This is a genomic window from Streptomyces sp. CAU 1734, assembly GCF_039888735.1.
Classification (GTDB): domain Bacteria; phylum Actinomycetota; class Actinomycetes; order Streptomycetales; family Streptomycetaceae; genus Streptomyces.
The window spans coordinates 86,686-105,531 of sequence record NZ_JBDQQP010000015.1; the positions used below are offsets into that span (position 1 = coordinate 86,686).

Annotated in this window: 14 protein-coding genes and 2 pseudogenes; 2 read left to right on the forward strand and 14 right to left on the reverse strand. The window is 72.9% G+C overall.

From position 1 onward, the window contains the following. Positions 1-148: 148 nt before the first annotated feature. Positions 149-1,528, reverse strand: coding sequence for a PLP-dependent aminotransferase family protein (locus tag AAFN69_RS26905; protein ID WP_347731500.1), 1,380 nt, complete (start codon positions 1,526-1,528; stop codon positions 149-151). Between the two features lie 263 nt (positions 1,529-1,791). Here AAFN69_RS26905 and AAFN69_RS26910 point away from each other — a divergent pair. Then, positions 1,792-2,616 (forward strand): annotated as a pseudogene (locus tag AAFN69_RS26910) (DMT family transporter); the annotation flags it as partial. Between the two features lie 51 nt (positions 2,617-2,667). Here AAFN69_RS26910 and AAFN69_RS26915 read toward each other — a convergent pair. Next, on the reverse strand, positions 2,668-3,501 hold the full coding sequence (locus tag AAFN69_RS26915; RefSeq protein WP_347731391.1) for an alpha/beta fold hydrolase: 834 nt from the start codon (positions 3,499-3,501) through the stop codon (positions 2,668-2,670). A gap of 1,285 nt (positions 3,502-4,786) precedes the next feature. Between AAFN69_RS26915 and AAFN69_RS26920 the strand changes: the two genes are divergently transcribed. Further along, on the forward strand, positions 4,787-5,551 hold the full coding sequence (locus AAFN69_RS26920) for a GntR family transcriptional regulator (protein WP_347731392.1): 765 nt from the start codon (positions 4,787-4,789) through the stop codon (positions 5,549-5,551). Positions 5,552-6,361: 810 nt separating this feature from the next. On the opposite strand, the gene AAFN69_RS26925 is transcribed toward AAFN69_RS26920, so the two are convergent. The 12 genes and pseudogenes from AAFN69_RS26925 to bioB all read right to left on the reverse strand — a co-directional run bounded on the left by AAFN69_RS26925 (position 6,362) and on the right by bioB (position 18,769). Continuing rightward, on the reverse strand, positions 6,362-7,519 hold the full coding sequence (locus AAFN69_RS26925) for an ROK family transcriptional regulator (RefSeq protein WP_347731501.1): 1,158 nt from the start codon (positions 7,517-7,519) through the stop codon (positions 6,362-6,364). 241 nt (positions 7,520-7,760) lie between these two features. After that, the gene (gene mug, locus AAFN69_RS26930; protein WP_347731393.1) at positions 7,761-8,330 is read right to left on the reverse strand and encodes a G/U mismatch-specific DNA glycosylase; all 570 of its coding nucleotides are present in this window, start codon (positions 8,328-8,330) and stop codon (positions 7,761-7,763) included. An 87-nt stretch (positions 8,331-8,417) separates the two neighbouring features. Further along, a complete protein-coding gene (gene purB, locus AAFN69_RS26935) occupies positions 8,418-9,860 on the reverse strand; it encodes an adenylosuccinate lyase (protein ID WP_347731394.1) in 1,443 nt (480 codons plus the stop codon). A 77-nt stretch (positions 9,861-9,937) separates the two neighbouring features. Then, on the reverse strand, positions 9,938-10,717 hold the full coding sequence (locus AAFN69_RS26940; RefSeq protein WP_347731395.1) for an SGNH/GDSL hydrolase family protein: 780 nt from the start codon (positions 10,715-10,717) through the stop codon (positions 9,938-9,940). 833 nt (positions 10,718-11,550) lie between these two features. Beyond that, on the reverse strand, positions 11,551-12,564 hold the full coding sequence (locus tag AAFN69_RS26945) for a hemolysin family protein (RefSeq protein WP_347731396.1): 1,014 nt from the start codon (positions 12,562-12,564) through the stop codon (positions 11,551-11,553). Continuing rightward, positions 12,561-13,931, reverse strand: coding sequence for a hemolysin family protein (locus AAFN69_RS26950; protein WP_347731397.1), 1,371 nt, complete (start codon positions 13,929-13,931; stop codon positions 12,561-12,563). The genes AAFN69_RS26945 and AAFN69_RS26950 overlap by 4 nt, the downstream gene beginning before the upstream one ends. Before the next feature lie 165 nt (positions 13,932-14,096). After that, positions 14,097-14,564 (reverse strand): GNAT family N-acetyltransferase, encoded by a 468-nt coding sequence (locus AAFN69_RS26955; protein ID WP_347731398.1) that lies wholly within the window; start codon positions 14,562-14,564, stop codon positions 14,097-14,099. A gap of 202 nt (positions 14,565-14,766) precedes the next feature. Further along, positions 14,767-15,011, reverse strand: a pseudogene (locus AAFN69_RS26960) (SAM-dependent methyltransferase); the annotation flags it as partial. A gap of 59 nt (positions 15,012-15,070) precedes the next feature. After that, positions 15,071-15,436 carry a VOC family protein gene (locus AAFN69_RS26965; RefSeq protein WP_347731400.1) on the reverse strand — a complete coding sequence of 122 codons (366 nt, stop codon included), beginning with the start codon at positions 15,434-15,436 and terminating at the stop codon, positions 15,071-15,073. Positions 15,437-15,440: 4 nt separating this feature from the next. After that, positions 15,441-16,175 (reverse strand): dethiobiotin synthase, encoded by a 735-nt coding sequence (gene bioD, locus AAFN69_RS26970; protein WP_347731402.1) that lies wholly within the window; start codon positions 16,173-16,175, stop codon positions 15,441-15,443. A gap of 100 nt (positions 16,176-16,275) precedes the next feature. Continuing rightward, a complete protein-coding gene (locus AAFN69_RS26975) occupies positions 16,276-17,568 on the reverse strand; it encodes an adenosylmethionine--8-amino-7-oxononanoate transaminase (RefSeq protein ID WP_347731403.1) in 1,293 nt (430 codons plus the stop codon). Further along, entirely contained in the window at positions 17,561-18,769 is a 1,209-nt protein-coding gene (gene bioB / locus AAFN69_RS26980; RefSeq protein ID WP_347731404.1) for a biotin synthase BioB, read from the reverse strand. The genes AAFN69_RS26975 and bioB overlap by 8 nt, the downstream gene beginning before the upstream one ends. Positions 18,770-18,846: the final 77 nt, after the last annotated feature.

Here is an 18,846-nt window from a genome sequence, read left to right on the forward strand (position 1 = left end):
GGACCGGTCAACCGGCCGCCCAGCCCCGGCCGTTCACCTCCCGGTCCCGGCAGCGACGCCCCCAACACCCTCCCACCTGCGCGTTTGTCACCCCGACGAGCACCTTGGCGACTTCTCGCCACAGCGCCGGGTCACGCCCGGGGCCGGCTCAGCGGCTGCCCGCCGCCCGCGCCAGCAGCCGTACGCCCCGTGCGATGTCGGACGGCGCGAGATGGGCGTACCCGATGACCAGCCGCACCCCCGGCTCCTCCACCGGCACCGTCAGATGGGCGGAGAGCGCCCGCACCGCCACCCCGGCCCGGTCCGCGCACTCCAGCAGCCGCGACTCCGGCCCGTACCGCTCGGGCAGCCGCGCGATGATGTGCAGACCTGCGGCGATTCCGCTGACCTCGGTCCCCGGGAGATGCTCGCCGAGCGCCCGCACCAGCGCGTCGCGCCGCTCCCGGTAGGCACGCTGGCAGCGCCGCAGCTGACGGTCGTAGCCGCCCCGGGCGATGAAATCCGCCAGCAGCGCCTGATCGAGCGCCGGATTGCCCAGATCCATGGTCCGCTTCCGCTCGACCACCTCGTCCATCAGCCGCGGCGGGACCAGCAGCCAGCCGAGCCGCAGGCCCGGTGCCAGGGATTTGCTCACCGAACCGCTGTAGGCCACCCGGTCCGGATCCAGCCCCTGGAGCGCGCCCACCGGAGCCCTGTCGTACCGGAAGTCACCGTCGTAGTCGTCCTCGAAGATCACCCCGTCGACCGCCCGCGCCCAGTCCAGCAACTCCACCCGGCGCTGCGCGGAGTAGGCGATTCCGGAGGGGAACTGATGGGCCGGGGTCGTCATCACCGCGCGCACCCCGGACCGGCGCAGCGGCTCCATCGCCAGCCCGCCGCCGTCGAGCGGCAGCGGCACCATTCCCATGCCCGCGGCGGTGAAGACCGGCCCGTGCCCGGGGCTGCCCGGATCCTCCACCCCGATCGCCCGCACACCGTGACCGTGCAGGACGAGCCCGAGCACGGTGGTCGCCTGGGTGACACCCGAACACACCACCAGACACTCGGGATCGGCCACCACACCCCGGCGCCGGGTGAGCAGCTCCGCCAGCGCGGTGCGGAGTTCGGGGAGCCCGCGCGGATCGGGGTAGCCCAGTGCCTGATGGGGCAGGCGGGCCAGTACGGACTTCTGCGCCGCGACCCACGCGGCCCGCGGAAAGAGCGAGAGGTCAGGGGTTCCCGGCCGGAAGTCCACCCGCACGCCGGGAGCGCGCGGCGCGAGATCCCGCGTGGCCCGCACCCCGGCGCGCGCCGCCTCCCCGACCCAGGTGCCCGAGCCCCGGCCGCTGCGGAGATAGCCCTCGGCGGTGAGCTGCTCGTACGCCTCGGTCACCAGGCCGCGCGAGACCCCGAGGTCGGCCGCGAGCTCGCGGCTGGACGGCAGCCGGGTGCCGGCGGCGAGGCGCCCCGAGCGGACCGCGTCCCGCAGCGCCGACTGAAGCGCCCGGCCGCGCTGCCGGGCCGGCGCGCCGGCGGCGGGCAGCAGCAGTTCCCAGGCGGCGCTCCAGGAACCCGCGTCTCCCGGACCGGCCGGAGTACTCCCCTCCGCGCCCGGACCGGCCGGAGCGTTCCCCTCCGTGCCCGGACCGGCCGGAGTGCTCCCTTCCACGTCTCCCGGGAAGCCCGGTGCAGCCGTCGATGCCGAAGAAGTGGTCCCCGATGCAGTCATGGAAGTGGACCTTAAAGGGGACCGCCCCGATCCCTAGCGTCGGACCCATGAACCACCGGAGGAATCCCCTGGACCCCGACGCCATGCGCGGGGTGCTGCTCGTCGTCTTCGCCTACTCCCTCGTCGGAGCGTCCTTCACCGCCAACAGCCTGCTCGGCGACTACCCGTACGCGGGCGGGCAGGCCGTACGGTACGCACTCGCCTTCCTGCTGCTGCTCCCCCTGCTCGGCGGCCGGGCTGCGATCGCTCCGGTACGCGCCCTGACCCGCCGCCAGTGGGGACGGATCGCCCTGCTCGCCGGGGTCGGCATGGTCGGCTTCAACCTGGCGATCCTGGCCGCCGAACGGACATCGGAACCCGCTGTTCCGGGGGTGTTCGTCGGCTGCGCGCCCGTGATCGTCGCCGTCCTCGTCCCCCTCATGGACAGCCGCCGCCCCACCAGGCCCGTCCTGTACGGAGCCCTTCTCGTCGCCGCCGGGGCCTTCACCGTCCAGGGCTGGGGGCGCACCGACACGGCCGGGGTCCTCTGGTCGGTGGCCGCCCTCCTCGGCGAGGTCGGATTCGCCGTGCTCGCCGCACCGGTGCTGCGCCCGCTCGGCCCCCGGCTGCTGACCGCCTGCGTCTGCGGTGTCGCCGCCGTCGAGGCGGCGGTCATCGGAGTCGTCCTGGACGGATCCGGCTTCGTCCGGATGCCCGACGCGACCGAGACGGGGGCGCTGCTCTGGCAGGCCGGCGTGGTCACCGTCATCGGCTTCGTCACCTGGTACATGGGCATCCAGCGGATCGGCACCGAGCGCGCGACCCTCTTCACCGGCTTCATCCCGCTCGTCGCGGCGCTCACCGCGCCGCTCGTCGGCGCGGGCTCGTTCGGCGCCGCCCAGGCGGCCGGCGGTGTGCTGGTGGGTGCCGGGGCGGCGCTCGGTTCCGGACTCCTCGGCCGTGCGGGACCGTCCCGCGGGTCAGCCGCGGCTGCCGTCCAGGATGACCCGGGCGACCAGGGCCGGATCGTCGTTCATCGGAACGTGCCCGCAGCCGGGCAGCCTGACCAGGCGGGCGCCGGGAATCGCCCGCTTGGCCCGGACGCCCTGCCGGCGCAGCAGCAGCCGGTCGCGGCTGCCCCAGGCGATGGTGACCGGAACATCCCCCATGTCATGGGTGAACAGGACATCCCGCCCGGCGGTGAGCGTCTGGCGAAAGCCCGTGGCCGTGCGGAGCGCGAGGGTCTCGGCGACGACCGAATCGGGTGAGCGCCGTCCGGGCCTGGCGTAGATGGAGCTGGTCAGCGCCGCCCGCCCGGCGGCCGTCCGGGAGAGCCGCTCTATCAGCGGCACCGGTATGGACCGGGCCCCGGTCTGCATCGCCCGCAGCGCGCCGAAGGCGTAGCGGCGCTCCCGCTCATTCCAGAAGCCGGCGGGGGAGAGCGCGGTGACGGACCGCGCGAGACCGCTCCGCCCCAGTTCCAGGGCGAGCAGCCCGCCGAGGGAGTTGCCCGCGACATGCGGGCGCTCCATCCCCAGCGCGCGGCAGAACCCGCCGAGTACGGAGCCGACGGACTCCAGGTCGTACGGCACACCGTCGGGCAGCGGCGACGATATTCCGAATCCGGGCAGATCCATGGCCGTGACATCCCGCTCGGTGGCGAGAATGTCGATCACCGGCCCCCATGCCTGCCAATGGTGGCCTATGCCGTGAAGGAGCAGCAGGGGCTCTCCCGCGCCAATCCTTTTGTAGGAGACGGAGACCGTTCGGGCGCCCTGAGGAGACCCGATGGAGAATGAAATGTCCGCGACCATGGTTATTGCTCCTTCGTGTCGCCCCAGCGCAACCCTTGTAGACGGGCTGTCAGTAACAATTACCGCCGGGTAGATTTCAGTTCAAGAGGGCGGCCGTGACATCCGGCGCACCGACCGCGACATCCGGCCGGTAGACATATGACGCGGCGGCGCCGCCTGGACAGGACGCCCCCATTTCCGTTGGGATGGGCGGGTGGCGACCGACACCTCGACCGCCGTTCTCGAAGTGCGACCCGAGCCCTTCGAAGAAGCGCGGATCGATGTCCTCGAAGCGCGCCGGACCTCAGGGTCCGGTGCGTGTTTCCGGCTGCCCGGCCGCGTCACCGGCGCTGTGGCCGCCGGCCGGAGGAGCCGGCCGGGACGGCCCGGCGGGGAAGAGACGAGCGGAGCGCCCGACCGCTCCGCTCGGGCCGGCGGCCACTTCGGCGCCCGACCGCCGAAGCGGATCCGGCCGGCGCGCGGCGCCCGTACTCCCTCTCCCCGTGTCCCCTCCTTTGTGTGGAGGGGGTCCCTTGTGCGGAGCGGCACCGGACGGCTCGCGCGGAGCGGCCCCGGGCGCGGCCCCGGGGTGTGCGCAATGGCCGCCACTCGCTGCCGACATGCTCGGGCCAACCCCACTGAGCAGGCATTTTCCACCGGAGTCGGCACTATTGCCGTCATCCAACCCGCCGCCGACGCGGCAACGACCCCGGCACCGGCGCCGGCGGTCACCACGGCCACGACAGCGGAGAGGGTGGCGGCGACCGCCGAGCCCCCGCGGGTCGTACGGCCTCCACTGACACCACGGAACACACTGCCCCCGCGAAGCCCACAGACCCCGATGGGCGCGGGCGGTACCCGGTGCATCACTCCCGCCGCCGCGAAAGAGCGGATTCCGGACGCGGATTCGATCGCCGGGATGAACCGCTGTCCTGGATCACTCGTCCTCTTCAGCGGAATGCCGTGCATCGTTGCTCGGCAGAGGAAAACGGACGGACATATTCAGTGTGTCTACATCGTGCGCAATCCTGACAAAGACACTGCGGCGGCACTCATGTGAAGCCCCTCTCTGCACGTCAGAGCCCTGTCCGAAAAAGCATGGACCGAGCGCGACGCGGGTTTCACTGGGGTGCTAACACCCTGTGAACGCTTGCCTCGTTCCATCGACTTCGCAGGGTGACGAACGCAGTATTGGTCTTGACCAAGTCGCCGCGCCGTCCTATGGTCGGCAGAGATAGTGCAGGAACCTTTAATAAACAAGGGCGCGGAAAAGCCGCCGCTGACACGGCGAATGCGGAGGATCAGGGTGGGGACCACGCAGCTGGAAGCAGTGCCGGAACCGAAGTACTGGCACCTCAAGACAGTGATCGGCGAAGCGCTCGACTCGGACTTCGCGGTGGGGGAGATCCTGCCGAACGAGCGGGATCTCGCGGCACGCTTCGGCGTCGCCCGCGCGACGCTCCGCCAAGCTCTCGAACAGCTCGAACTCGAAGGCAGGCTCCAGCGCCGCAGGGGCGTCGGCACCACCGTCGCGCCACCGCGCATGGGGGTGGACGTCTCCACCGGCCGGCAGGTCTGGCCGGGCGATGCCCAGGACGCCTGGCAGTCGTACGAAGGCGCCAGGGCGGTGCCGCCGGCTTCCGTCGCCCGGATGCTCGGGACCGACCCCGACGAGGAGACCTACACGCTGCGCAGGCTGCGGGTCAGCCACGGGCAGCCGGTCGCGGCCGAACTGCTCTACGTACCGGCCCAGTCCGTGCCCGACATCTCGGCCATAGACGCACCGTCCGGCCCGGCCAGGGCCCGCAATGTCCTGCGTGAGCTGCAGCGACTCGAACTGGACGGCCAGGACCGCGCGGTCGAGCTGGGTTCGGCGCGGGCGGACGACGCCCGGGAGCTGGACCGGCTCCCCGGCGCACCGGTGCTCGTCGTCACCACCCGGTACTTCTCCCGGGGCAGGACCGCGGCCGTGACCGTGGCCACCTACCGGGCGGACACCTGCCGGCTCACCTTCGGGGACTCCGGCGACGTACAGATCAGCCACCACGGCGAGGAGCGCCGCGCTTCCTGAGCGCGTGCCGCTTCCCGTCCCAGCGTGCCGGGAACCGATCAAGAGCGGATCGTGGGGGCGATCCGGATCGGTCCCGGCTCTGCCGTGCCCGGGGCATCCGTACCGCATCAGCGGTGGGGAGCGCGCCCGGGCTCGTCCGGTTCCGGAATCCGCAGGGGCCGGCCGCCGCGGAGCCGGCCGCGCCCGGCGGTCTCGGCCGTCCCGGCCGGTGCGCGCGTTCCCCGTCCGTACGCCCCCGTCCGTATCCCCCGGCGGGCCGCGCTCCGGCGCCCCGGAGTTCCCCCGGCGCCCGGGCCGACCGCCGTACCGTCGTCATTCCGCCTACGGAGCGTATTCGGCCAAGGCGTGACTTTGGTCACTCAGCGTGTGCCGGATGCGGCGGCAACTCGCCCGCGAACAACCGTCATTCGCGCGCGGCCGGCGAACCACCGGCCGCCGGCCCACCCGGTCTCCCGTCCGGAAGGCATCCCCGGCCCCGGCGACCCGTGCGCGGCGCCCGCTCGCGTGCCTCTCCCGTACCCCCGCCGGGCACCGCGTTCCCTCCGAGGGGCAGGGGGACGCCCCCACTCACTCACCCAGCCCGATCCGGAGGAAGGATCCCGGGCCGTCTCCTGCGGATCCTGCCGGCCCGGCATGCTCCGGCACGCACACCCCCTGGGCCCGGCGGCACGGATGGTGCCCCACGCCGCGTCGGTATCGGCCGCCGGCGCTCCGCGTGGACTCCGTCCTCCGCCTCGCGACCGCACGCACCGGACCCTCCGCCTGCGCCCGAAGGGCACGCGAGCCCCGGCAGGATCCGTAAGAAACGGCTTAGCGCCGGGCCGTGACCGTGCCCTCCACCGCGAACAGCTCCTCCTCGACATGGTCGAGTGCCAGCCGGAGCGCACCCGTCGCCACAGCCGCCTCCCGCAGCAGCGACAGCGCCACTCGCGGCGGCCGCAGACAGTACCGCGAGAGCTCGTCCCGCAGCGGATCGAGCACCCCGTCCAGACCGGCCGCCCAGCCGCCGATCACCACCAGCTCCGGATCGAGCGCCAGCACCAGCGCCGCCACATCGTGCACCAGACGCTGGATGAAACGTTCCACCGCCGCCTGCGCCCGGGTGTCCCCCTGCTTGGCGAGCGTGAAGACATTCGCCACCGCATGCTCGTCGAGCGGGTGCAGCGGCTCGTCCGTGGTCGACAGCAGGGTCTCCGGCGAGACCTCGCGCCCCAGCAGATGGAGCGCCCCGATCTCGCCGGCCGCGCCGCCGAACCCCCGGTGCAGCCGGCCGCCGATCAGCGAACCCGCCCCCGGGCTCAGCCCCGCCAGGACGAACACCATGTCGTCGCAGTCCCGCCCCGAGCCCTTCCAGTGCTCGGCGACCGCCGCCGCGTTGGCGTCGTTCTCCACCAGCACCGGACAGCGGAAGGAGCGCTGCAGCCGCTGGCCGAGCGGCAGTCCGGTCCAGCCGGGCAGCGCCGTGCCCAGGCGTACGGTTCCGTCCGCCTCCACGATCCCCGGGGACCCCACGCCCACCGCCCGCAGATTGGTGCGGGAGACCCCGGACCGCCGCAGCACATCCGCGATCACCAGCCGCACCCGCTCCAGCCGGTCGTCCGCCGACGCGGACTCCGAGACCTCGCGGGAACCGGCTCCGATGATCCGCCCGTCCAGGCCCGACAGCAGCGCGGCGACCCGGTGCGGGCCGATCTCCACGCCCAGGAGATGTCCTGCCTCGACCCGGAAGCGGAAGCGCCGCGCGGGTCTGCCCTGGCGACGGGCCTCGCCCTCCTCGGGTACGGACTCGCTCACGAGCCCGGCCTCGATGAGCCCCTCGATCACGCCCTCGACGGTCGGCCGGGACAGGCCCGTGAGCCGGGTGAGATCCGTGAGAGTCGGAGAGCCAGCGCCCCGCAGGGCATGGAGTACCACCGCGGAGTTGATCCGCCGCAGCAGCGACGGATCCCCGCCGGTCAGCCGCCCCACCATGTTTCCTTCCAGCCCTCACTCGCGCAGTTCGGGCTTGTGTGTCTGCCGGATCGTACTCGTTGGCCGATCGCTGTGCACGATCGGTGCGCGCAGTGCCGCGACCGTGATCCGATCTCTCCCGGAACGGGCGGGATGGCCGTCGTGGCACCCCGGGCGCGGATTGTCCGGAGGCCGCCGGGCGGCCCGGCCGGCCCTGCCGTGCCCGGCGCAACCGGACGCCCCGGACCCTTCCGAGGGATCAGTCGGCCACCGGTGGAGCGGGGGGCGGGCCGGACTCCTCCGCCGCCGCCCGCAGCCGGCCGAACTCCTCCGCCATCGACTCCAGTGTCCAGTGCGCGTTCAGCCCGCTCGGGTTGGGCAGGACCCAGATCCGCGTCCCGCCGATCCGCCGCTCCTGCGGCCCGACCACCGCCGCGCGCTCCCCGAAGGCCGTGCGGTACGCGGTGATCCCTACCACGGCCAGCAGGCGCGGCCGCACCGCGGCCACCTTGGCCCGCAGCAGCCGGCCGCCCTCGCGCAGTTCATCGCCGCCGAGCTCGTCGGCGCGTGCCGTGGCCCGCGCCACCACATTGGTGATGCCGAGCCCCAGGGCCGGCAGTTCATCCTGCTCGGAGGGCTTCAGCTGCCGTCCGGTGAACCCCGACCGGTGCAGAACCGGCCAGAACCGGTTGCCCGGCCGGGCGAAATGATGACCGGTGGCCGCCGACAGCAGCCCGGGGTTGATCCCGCAGAACAGGACGGTGAGATCATCCGCGATCACATCCGCCACCAGCCGGCCGCGGGCCGCCGCCAACTCCTCCGCCTTCATGCCGCACCCCTTGTCACGTCATTTCACCGAAGCGGGTCCGCACGGGCACAACGCCCGCGCGGACCCGCCCCGGATGGTGCCCCTGGATCAGAGAATCGAGCCGGGGGTGTAACCGGCGGCCTCCGGGTGCCGCTTGACGATCTCCTCGATGCGCCCGGCCACCACGGCGACCTGATCCGCCGCCGCACCCGTGAAGGACAGCTTGTCCGCCATCAGCGCGTCCAGCTCCGCGCGGTCCAGCGGAATCCGCTCATCCGCCGCCAGCTTGTCCAGCAGCTCATTGCGCTCCGCGCCCTGCTCGCGCATCGCCAGCGCCGAGGCCACCGCGTTCTCCTTGATCGCCTCGTGCGCGACCTCCCGGCCGACCCCGGCCCGCACCGCGCCCATCAGGACCTTGGTGGTGGCGAGGAAGGGCAGATAGCGGTCGAGCTCCCGGGCGATCACGGCGGGGAAGGCGCCGAACTCGTCCAGCACGGTCAGGAAGGTCTCCAGCAGCCCGTCCAGCGCGAAGAACGCGTCCGGCAGCGCCACCCGGCGTACCACCGAACAGGACACATCGCCCTCGTTCCACTGGTCGCCCGCCAGCTCCCCGGTCATCGAGGCGTAGCCGCGCAGAATGACCATCAGGCCGTTGACCCGCTCGCAGGAACGCGTGTTCATCTTGTGCGGCATCGCGGATGAGCCGACCTGGCCGGGCTTGAAGCCCTCGGTGACCAGCTCGTGCCCGGCCATCAGCCGGATCGTCTTGGCGAGCGAGGAGGGCGCCGCGGCCAGCTGCACCAGCGCGGAGACCACGTCGTAGTCGAGCGACCGGGGGTAGACCTGGCCGACCGAGGTGAACGCCTGGGCGAAGCCCAGATGTCCGGCGATCCGCTCCTCCAGCTCGGCGAGCTTGGCGGCGTCGCCGCCCAGCAGATCGAGCATGTCCTGCGCCGTGCCGACCGGGCCCTTGATGCCGCGCAGCGGGTAGCGGCCCAGCAGCTCCTCCAGCCGTCCGTACGCCACCAGCAGCTCATCGGCGGTGGTCGCGAACCGCTTGCCCAGGGTGGTCGCCTGCGCCGCCACATTGTGCGAGCGCCCGGCCAGCACCAGCTCGGCGTACTCGGCGGAGAGCCTGCCGAGGCGGGCGAGCACCGCGACCGTGCGGTCGCGCACCAGCTCCAGCGAGAGCCGGATCTGGAGCTGCTCCACATTCTCGGTGAGATCGCGCGAGGTCATGCCCTTGTGGACCTGCTCATGGCCCGCGAGTGCGTTGAACTCCTCGATCCGGGCCTTCACATCGTGGCGGGTGATCTTCTCCCGCTCGGCGATCGACGCGAGATCGACCTGGTCGAGGACCCGCTCATAGTCGGCGAGGGCGGCTTCCGGCACCTCGACACCGAGATCCTTCTGTGCGCGCAGCACCGCGAGCCAGAGCCTGCGCTCCAGCTTCACCTTCTGTTCGGGGGACCAGAGGGCCGCCAGCTCCGCCGAGGCGTAGCGGCCGGCCAGGACATTGGGGATGCGAGGCTTCGCAGACACAGCAGTCACGTGTATGTACTCTATAGGCCCTTTATTCAGGCCGACGCCGTGGTTCCGTTTGTAGGTTGGCACGAAGACGGCGCGGCTCAGGGCCCGGGCGGGTGATACGGGAGCAGTTCGGCGCGTTTGGCCGCCCGGCCGTCGCCGGAGGAGCGGCCGGTGAGGCGGCGTCCGATCCACGGGCCCAGATGGCGGCGGGCGAAGCGCAGATCGTCCGCGCGGCGCGCGGTCCAGCCCGGCGGGAGGGACGGCGGCAGCGGAGCCCGCCAGTCCGCCTCGGCCGGGAAGCCGAGCCCCTGCCAGACCGCCTCGGCGACCCGCCGGTGCCCCTCCGGGGCGAGGTGGAGCCGGTCGGCGTCCCAGAGCCGGGGGTCGCCGAGCGCGCCGGAGCCGTACAGATCGATCACCAGCGCGCCGTGCCGGGCGGCCAGGACGTCGATGTGCGCGAAGAGCTCCTCCATGCGCGGACGGAACCGCTCCATGACCGGGCCCGTGCGGCCGGGGCTGTGCATCAGCACCAGCCGCCGGCAGGACGGGGCCAGGATCTCCACGGCCTCCTCCAGCCGGGCCCGCACCCTGCCCATGTCGCAGCCCGGCCGCAGGGTGTCGTTGAGCCCGCCGACGAGGGTCACGAGATCGGCGCGCATCGCCGCCGCGGGGGGTGCCTGATCGGCGGCGATCTGGCCGATGAGCTTGCCGCGCACGGCGAGGTTCGCGTAGCGGAAACCGGGGGTGAGGGCGGCGAGGCGGGACGCGAGGAGGTCCGCCCAGCCCCGGTGGGAACCGTCGGGGAGCAGGTCCGACATGCCTTCGGTGAAGGAGTCGCCCACCGCGACGAAGCTGGTGTAGTGAGGGTGGTTCTGCATGGCGGAGTGATTTTACCGGGCGGGGTGGGGTCGGGTGTGGCGGCGCGTCCCCTCGGCGGGTGGCCCCAGTGGGGGCCTTTTCCCCTCCCCGCCCCTTCCCGAAACCGGGGCTCCGCCCCGGACCCCGCGCTCCGGCCTGCGAGGACCGCGCGCCCGGACCCTGCACCGGGCCGCGCCCCGCGCCGGGCTCCGCACTCGGACGCACGCCGTCCTGCGCCCCGGACCCCGTGCCTTGGCCGGCGCCTGGCTGTGCCGGGGGACCCACACTCTGGTGTGTGCCGGGCTTCGTGCCGGACCTGTGCCGGATCTTTCCCGCGGCTCCGCCCGGTACCGGTGTTCTGAAACGCCCTCTTCTGTGCCCCGGACCCCGCGCCCTGGGTCGCGTCCAGCCGTGCCCGGGAGCCCGCACCCCGACGCAGGCGGGGCTCCGCCCGGGACCCGGGCCCGGACCCGTGCCGGGCTTCGTGCCCGGGGCCATGCCGGGCTGAACCCCGGACCCCTCACCCGACAGCTGCCCCCAGCGGGGCCGGGGTTCCCGGCCGGCGGGCAGAGGCGCGCCATTCAAGCCCCGCCGGCGATTGAGGCGCGGGGTGCGGGGCGGAGCCCCGCGAAGGCGCGGTGACCTGCGGACCCGGGTTCCGGCAAGTTCCCCGCCCGCCGGTTCCACCTCCAGGGCCGGAGTGCCCTCGGCGCCGGACGCGGATCCGTGCCCCTGACGGATCCGTGCCCCGGACAGGCCCGCACCCCGGACGCGCACCCGGACCCCTCACGCCCGGCGGCCCGGGCCCCGGAGAGGGGACCCGGGCCGTCGGGCGGCTCGGCAGGGCCAGGGGTCAGCCGTGGCGGCCGACCAGCTCGCGCAGGACGTCCTCCATCGTGACCAGGCCCTCCGGCGAGCCGTCCTCGTCGAGGACGGCCGCCAGGTGGGTGCGGCTGCGGCGCATCGCCGTCAGTACGTCGTCCAGCGGGGTCGCCGCCCGTACCCGGGCGATCGGCCGCAGCGCGGTCACCGGGAAGGCGACATCGCGCGGAGCGGCGTCCAGCGCGTCCTTCACATGGAGATAGCCGGCGATGTTGCGGCCCGAGTCGATCACCGGGAAGCGGGAGAATCCGGACTGGGCCGACAACTGCTCCAGCTGCTCCGGAGTCGTTCCGACCCGCGCGTACACCACCTGCTCGACCGGCATCACCACATCGCTGACCGGGCGGCGGCCCAGTTCCAGCGCGTCGCGCAGCCGCTCCGCCGAACGGTCGTCGAGCAGTCCGGCGTCACCGGCGTCCCGCACCATCCGGGCCAGCTCGTCGTCCGAGAACGTCGCCGCGACCTCGTCCTTGGCCTCCACCCGCAGCAGCCTCAGCAGCACATTGGCGAAGGCGTTGATGGTGAAGATCACCGGACGGAGCGCCCGCGCGATCGCCACCAGCGGCGGGCCGAGGATCAGCGCGGTACGCGTCGGCTCGGCCAGAGCGATGTTCTTCGGGACCATCTCGCCCAGGAGCATGTGCAGATAGGTCGCCAGGGCCAGCGCGATCACGAACGAGATCGGATGGATGGCGCCCTCGGGCACGCCCAGCGAGTGGAACGCGGGCTCCAGGAGATGGGCGATCGCGGGCTCCGCGACGATGCCGAGGATCAGGGTGCACAGGGTGATGCCGAGCTGTGCCGCCGCCAGCAGCGCCGACACGTGCTCCAGTCCCCAGAGCACACTGCGCGCCCGCCGGTTCCCGGCCTCCGCCTCCGGTTCGATCTGACTGCGCCGTACGGAGATCAGCGCGAATTCGGCGCCCACGAAGAAGGCGTTGACCACCAGGGTCAGAAAGCCGATCAGAAGCTGGATCGCGATCATCGTCCGGCCTCCTCGGGTCCGGTGGCCCCGGCCGTTTCGCCGTCGGCATCGGTCCCGGCCGGGGCGACGGGCGCATGCATCAGCACGCGCGCCGCCCGGCGGCCGGAGGCGTCCACGACATCGAGCCGCCAGCCCTCCAGATCGATCCGGTCACCCTCGGCCGGGATGCGTCCCAGCTCGGTGGCGACCAGACCGGCCAGGGTCTCGTACGGCCCCTCGGGCACCCGCAGGCCGACCTGCTCCAGCTGGTCGGTGCGGGCGGCGCCGTCCGCCGACCACAGGGAGCGGCCGTCCGCGTCCTGCCCGGCGTCGGCGAGATCCGGCGTCTCGTGCGGGTCGTGTTCGTCCCGCACCTCGCCGACGACCTCCTCGACGATGTCCTCCATCGTGACCACACCGGCCGTGCCGCCGTACTCGTCGATGACCACGGCCATCGTCGAGCGGCCGGCGAGCCGGTCCAGCAGCCGGTCCACGGTCAGCGACTCGGGGACCAGCAGCGGCTCGCGCAGCACCTCGGCCACGCTGCGCCGGGGGCGGAGCTCCGCCGGAAGCGCCAGCACGTCCTTGATGTGCGCGATACCGACCACCGTGTCGAGATTGCCCCGGTAGACCGGGAAACGGGAGAGCCCGGTGGCCCGGGTGGCGTTGGCGACGTCCTCGGCCGTGGCCTGGAGGTCCAGCGCGGTGACCTGAACACGCGGAGTCATCACATTCTCCGCGGTCAGCTCGGCCAGATTCAGCGTACGGACGAACAGCTCGGCCGTGTCCGCCTCCAGCGCGCCCTCCTTGGCGGAGTGCCGGGCGAGGGCCACCAGCTCCTGCGGGCTGCGCGCGGAGGCGAGCTCCTCGGTCGGCTCCATGCCGAGCCGCCGCAGAATCCGGTTGGCCGTGTTGTTGAGATGGCTGATCAGCGGCTTGAAAGCCGCGGTGAAGAACCGCTGTGCCGGTGCCACGACCTTCGACACGACGAGCGGCTGGGAGATCGCCCAGTTCTTCGGGACCAGCTCACCGACGACCATCAGGACGACGGTGGAGAGCGCGGTGCCCAGCACGAGGGCGAGCGAGGAGGAGACGGACGGGGAGATGCCGAGGTCCTCCAGCGGCCCTCGGATGAGCTTGGAGATCGAGGGCTCGGAGAGCATGCCGACGATCAGATTGGTGACGGTGATGCCCAGCTGCGCGCCGGAGAGCTGGAAGGTGAGCCCGCGCACCGCCTTGAGGGCACTCACCGCGCCGCGCTCGCCGCGCTCGACGGCTCGTTCGAGATCACTGCGCTGGACGGTGGTGAGAGAGAACTCCGCCGCGACGAAAACACCGCACAGGAGTGAGAGGAGCAGCGCCACGAACAAGAGGAGTACTTCGGTCATCGGGTCACCTCCGTCCCATGGTCGTGCAGGGGCGGGAGGAACGCGCGATGTCTGCTACTGGGAGGCTCGTCCATGGACGGACGCTCACACCTTTCGTACGGAGGCCGATGATCCTCCCCATAGTAAAGGACCGGCAAAGTCCTGCTGCGGGGAGGCCGCACCAGACTATCCAGCGTGCTCCGCTCTCCGGTGACCGGCGGTGCCGTCCGGGGCGGCGTAGGGCTTCACCCAGCGCCGCCAGTGATCCTCGCGGTGGTACCCGGCGGCCTCCCACGCCCGCTGCGCGAGCTCATTGACCTCCAGCACCATCGCATCGCCGCGTCGCCCGCCCAGAGCACGAAACCGCAGCTCAGCGGCTTGAAGCAGGGCCGCTCCGATGCCCTGGCGGCGAGTGGCCGGCAGTACCGCGAGCCGGTAGAGAGAACACCGCCAGCCGTCGTAACCGGCGATGACGGAGCCGACGATCCGGCCGTCGGACTCGGCCAGAATCAGCGCCTCGGGATCACGGGCGATCAGCCTGGTCACCCCCTCCACGTCATCGGTGATGGAGGTGCCCTCCGCCGCCTCCTTCCAGAAGGCGAGAACGGCCCCGGCCTCAGCGGCCCCTGCGGTGCGTATGCGTGCATCGGTCATGGTCCGAGCCAACCATGTGGCGGACCGGGCACGCAGCCGACTTTCCGGCGTACGGACCCGGGTGCGGCGGGGCTCCCGGCACCCTCCGCCGTCACACTCCGGCGAGCGGCCGGCGGGCCGTCCCCGGGACCGACGGCGAGGCCGGTGCGGGCGGACCGTGCCCGGTCACCCGCAGCCGCCGGCACGGCCCGGCCGCCGGCGCCCGCGGGGTGCGCTCCGGCTCGATCGCGACCACCCCGGAGACGGCGGACGGGTAGTGCGCGAAGTTCGGACCGCGGCCGGCGCCGATCTCGATCACCCGCCCGGAGAGCCCCGCCGGCAGCTCCGCCCGGTACTCCGCGATTCCCGCACCGGTCTCTCGGCGGCGTCGCTCAGCCGGACGTGGAACCGGGCGAACAGCGGATGGCGAACGGTGTCGCGGGCCAGGGCGGTACGGCGCGAGAACATCGCCGCCTTCTCCGGGCGGCGGGTGCGTCCCCTCCCGGGTGCCGTACGCGGCTCTCTTCTCAGCCCGCCGGGGCTCCGTCCCCGGGGGAGACGAAGCAGAACTCGTTCCCCTCCGGGTCCAGCAGCACCTGGAACCGCCCCTGCTCATCGGCGACCACCCCGCCCTGCCGTACGGCACCGAGGAGGACGGCCGCGTCCGCCGCCGCCACGAGGTCGCCCGCGTCCAGATCGAGATGGACCCGGTTCTTGGCGGTCTTCCCCTCGGGAACGCGCTGAAAGGCGATCCGGATCCCCTCCGGCGGGTCCACATACGACCATCCGGGGCCCCGGTCGACCGGGTCGCCCCCCAGGATTCCGGCCCAGAACCGGGCCAGCGGAGCGGGGTCGTGGCAGTCGAAGACGATCTCGTCGATCCGTGCGCGCATCCGGTCAGCGTACGGAGGAATCCGCCCCGAGCGCGGCCGCGGTGAACGCCCCGGCGTCCCACACCCCGCCCAGCGGGGGAGCGAACCACCCCGGCGCACGATCGCGGAAGTCCGCCGGGGCCAGCCGCCCGGCGCCCTCGGGCACGGCGCCGAGCAGCGGCGCGCCCGCCGCCCCGGGCAGATCGGCCGTATTGCACCGGGCGGCCAGATCGGGCTCGGCCGGCCAGCTCCCGACGACCACCCCGAGCTGCTCCAGCCCGCGCGCCCGCAGGGCCTCACCGGTGAGCGCGGCGGAGTTGAGGGTGCCGAGACCGGCCGGGGCGACCACGAGCACCGGCGCGCCGAGCAGCCGGGCCGCGTCGGCGAGGGTGCCGCCGGCCTCGTCGAAGCGGACCAGCAGCCCGCCCGCACCCTCCACCAGCACCAGGTCGTACTCCCCGGCCAGCTCCCGGGCGGCGCCGGCGATGGCCTCGGGCCGCACTCCGGCGGCCCCGGCCCGCCGGGCCGCCGTGGCGGGCGCGAGCGGTTCGGGGAAACGGGCCAGTTCCCGTCCGTACACCTCGCCGCCGAGCCGGGCCACCTCCGCCAGATCACCGTCCGCACCGGCGCCGACCCCGGTCTGCGCCGGCTTGAGCACGGCGACCCGCCGCCCGGCGGCGCGGGCGAGGGCGGCCAGCCCCGCGGTGACGATGGTCTTGCCGATCTCGGTACCGGTGCCGGAGACGACGATGACGGACATGGTGCGCTGCTGCCTTTCGACGGTGACCGGGGAGCCTGTCCCCTCCTTTGTGCCCTGCTTCCGTGTGCCGCGTTCCGCCGCGCGGGCGGACGGGCGGAACTCAGCCCGCGCGCGCCGCCGCGCACACCCCCTCGCACACCCGCGCCAGATCCTCGTCCTCCATCACATAGGGCGGCATCACATAGACGAGATCCCGGAACGGCCGCAGCCACACCCCGGCCCGCACCGCCGCCTCCGTGGCCGCCGCCACATCGACCCGGTGGTCCAGCTGCACCACCCCGATGCCGCCCAGCACCCGTACATCGGCGACCCCCGGTATCCCCTCGGCCGCCGCGAGCCCCGTGCGCAGGCCCGACTCCAGGCGTTTGATCTCGCGGGCCCAGTCCTGCCCGAGCAGCAGCCCGATCGAGGCGTTCGCCGCGGCGGCGGCCAGCGGATTGCCCATGAAGGTCGGCCCGTGCGCCAGCACCGGGACCTCGCCCCGGGAGATGCCGTCCGCCACCCCGGAGGTGCAGAGGGTGGCGGCCATCGTCAGATAGCCGCCGGTCAGCGCCTTGCCCAGACAGAGGACATCGGGGGAGACCCCGGCGTGTTCCGAGGCGAAGAGTGTGCCGGTGCGCCCGAAGCCCGTCGCGATCTCGTCGAACACCAGCAGCACACCGTGCTCGTCACAGGCTTCCCGCAGCACCCGCAGATACCCGGGGGAGTGGAAGCGCATGCCGCCGGCGCCCTGCACCACCGGCTCCACGATCACCGCCGCCAGCTCCCGCGCATGCCGGCCGATCAGCTCCCGCAGATGATCCGCGTACGGCTCCTCGAAACCGGCCGGCGGCGCGTCCGCGAAGATCTGCCGCGGCAGCACCCCCGACCAGAGCTGATGCATCCCGCCGTCCGGATCGCACACCGCCATCGGCTGCCAGGTGTCCCCGTGATAGCCGCCGCGCCAGGTCAGCAGCCGCTGTTTGGCCGGCCGCCCGAGGGAACGCCAGTACTGGAGGCACATCTTGACCGCCACCTCGACCGAGACCGAGCCCGAGTCGCTGAGGAAGACATGCCGCAGCGGCGCGGGGGTGATCTCCACCAGAGTGGCCGCCAGCCGGACGGCGGGCTCATGGGTCAGCCCCCCGAACATCACATGGCTCATCCGGTCGAGCTGGCCGCGGACCGCCTCATTGAGCACCGGGTGGTTGTAGCCGTGGATCGCCGACCACCAGGACGACATGCCGTCGATCAGCTCCCGCCGGCCGTGCACGGGTCCGGCCGTCCGGAGCCGTACGCCGGAGGCCGATTCCACCACCAGCGGATCGGCCCGGCCGGGCATCGGGCCGTACGGATGCCAGACATGGGCCCGGTCCAGCGCGATCAGCTCGGCCGGGGAGAGCGGCTCAGGCATTGGGCGCGATATCCGTGCCCGCGCCGCGCCGGCGCACCGTCACCAGATCGGTCCGCGCACCGGGCACGGAGGCTTCCGGGGCGCCGGTGCCCGGACCGGCCCCGGCATCGGACGCGGCCCCGGCGGCCGGCTCCGTCGCGCAGCCGCCCGCCTCACCGGCCGGGCTCGCGCCGCCGCAGACCGAACCGCAGCCGCCCGCGCGGTGCTCGGGCAGTGTTGTCGTGCCCGCGCCCTCCACCTCGAAGCCCGCGTCCGCGATCATGTCCAGATCCGCCTGGCCCGCCTGGCCCTCACTGGTCAGATAGTCCCCGAGGAAGATGGAGTTCACCAGGTGGAGTGCCAGCGGCTGCATCGACCGCAGATGCACCTCGCGCCCGCCCGCCAGCCGCACCTCCACATCCGGGCAGACGAACCGCACCATCGCCAGCACCCGCAGACAGCGCTGCGGGGTGAGGTTCCACTCCTTGGCCAGCGGAGTGCCCTCGAAGGGGATCAGGAAATTCACCGGCACCGAGTCCGGGTCCAGCCCGCGCAGCGCGAAGACCACATCGACCAGGTCCTCGTCCTTCTCGCCCATGCCCGCGATCAGCCCCGAACAGGCCGAGAGCCCGGCCGCCTGGGCCTGCTGGACCGTTTCCACCCGGTCCGCATAGGTATGGGTGGTGGTGATGTCGCCGTATGTCCCCTCGGAGGTATTGAGGTTGTGGTTGTACGCGTCCGCCCCGGCGTCCCGCAGCCGCTGCGCCTGGCCCTCCGAGAGCAGCCCCAGACAGGCGCAGACCTCCACCCCCTCGTTCTGCTCCTTGATGGCCTCGATGGTCTGCGAGACCCGGTCCACATCACGGTCGGTCGGCCCCCGGCCACTGGCCACCAGACAGACCCGCTTCGCCCCGCCAGCCACCCCCGCGGCGGCCGCCCGGGAGGCGTCGTCCGGCTTCAGCCAGGTGTACTTGAGGATCTCCGCCTTCGACCCGAGCCGCTGGGAGCAGTAGGAGCAGTCCTCCGGGCAGAGCCCCGACTTCAGATTGACGAGATAGTTGAGTTTCACCCGCCGCCCGAACCACTGACGGCGTACCCTCCCCGCCGCCGCCACCACATCGAGCAGCTCGTCGTCGGAGGTCGCCAGCACGGCGAGCGCCTCTTCACGGGTCGGCAGCTCGCGCCGCAGCCCTTTCTCCACCAGCGTGTTCAGCAGGTCCATGGCGCCGATCCTGGCCTACCGCGCACGCCCCGCGAAAGGCGGAACCCCACAACAGACGGCTCTCCACGGTGTGCGTA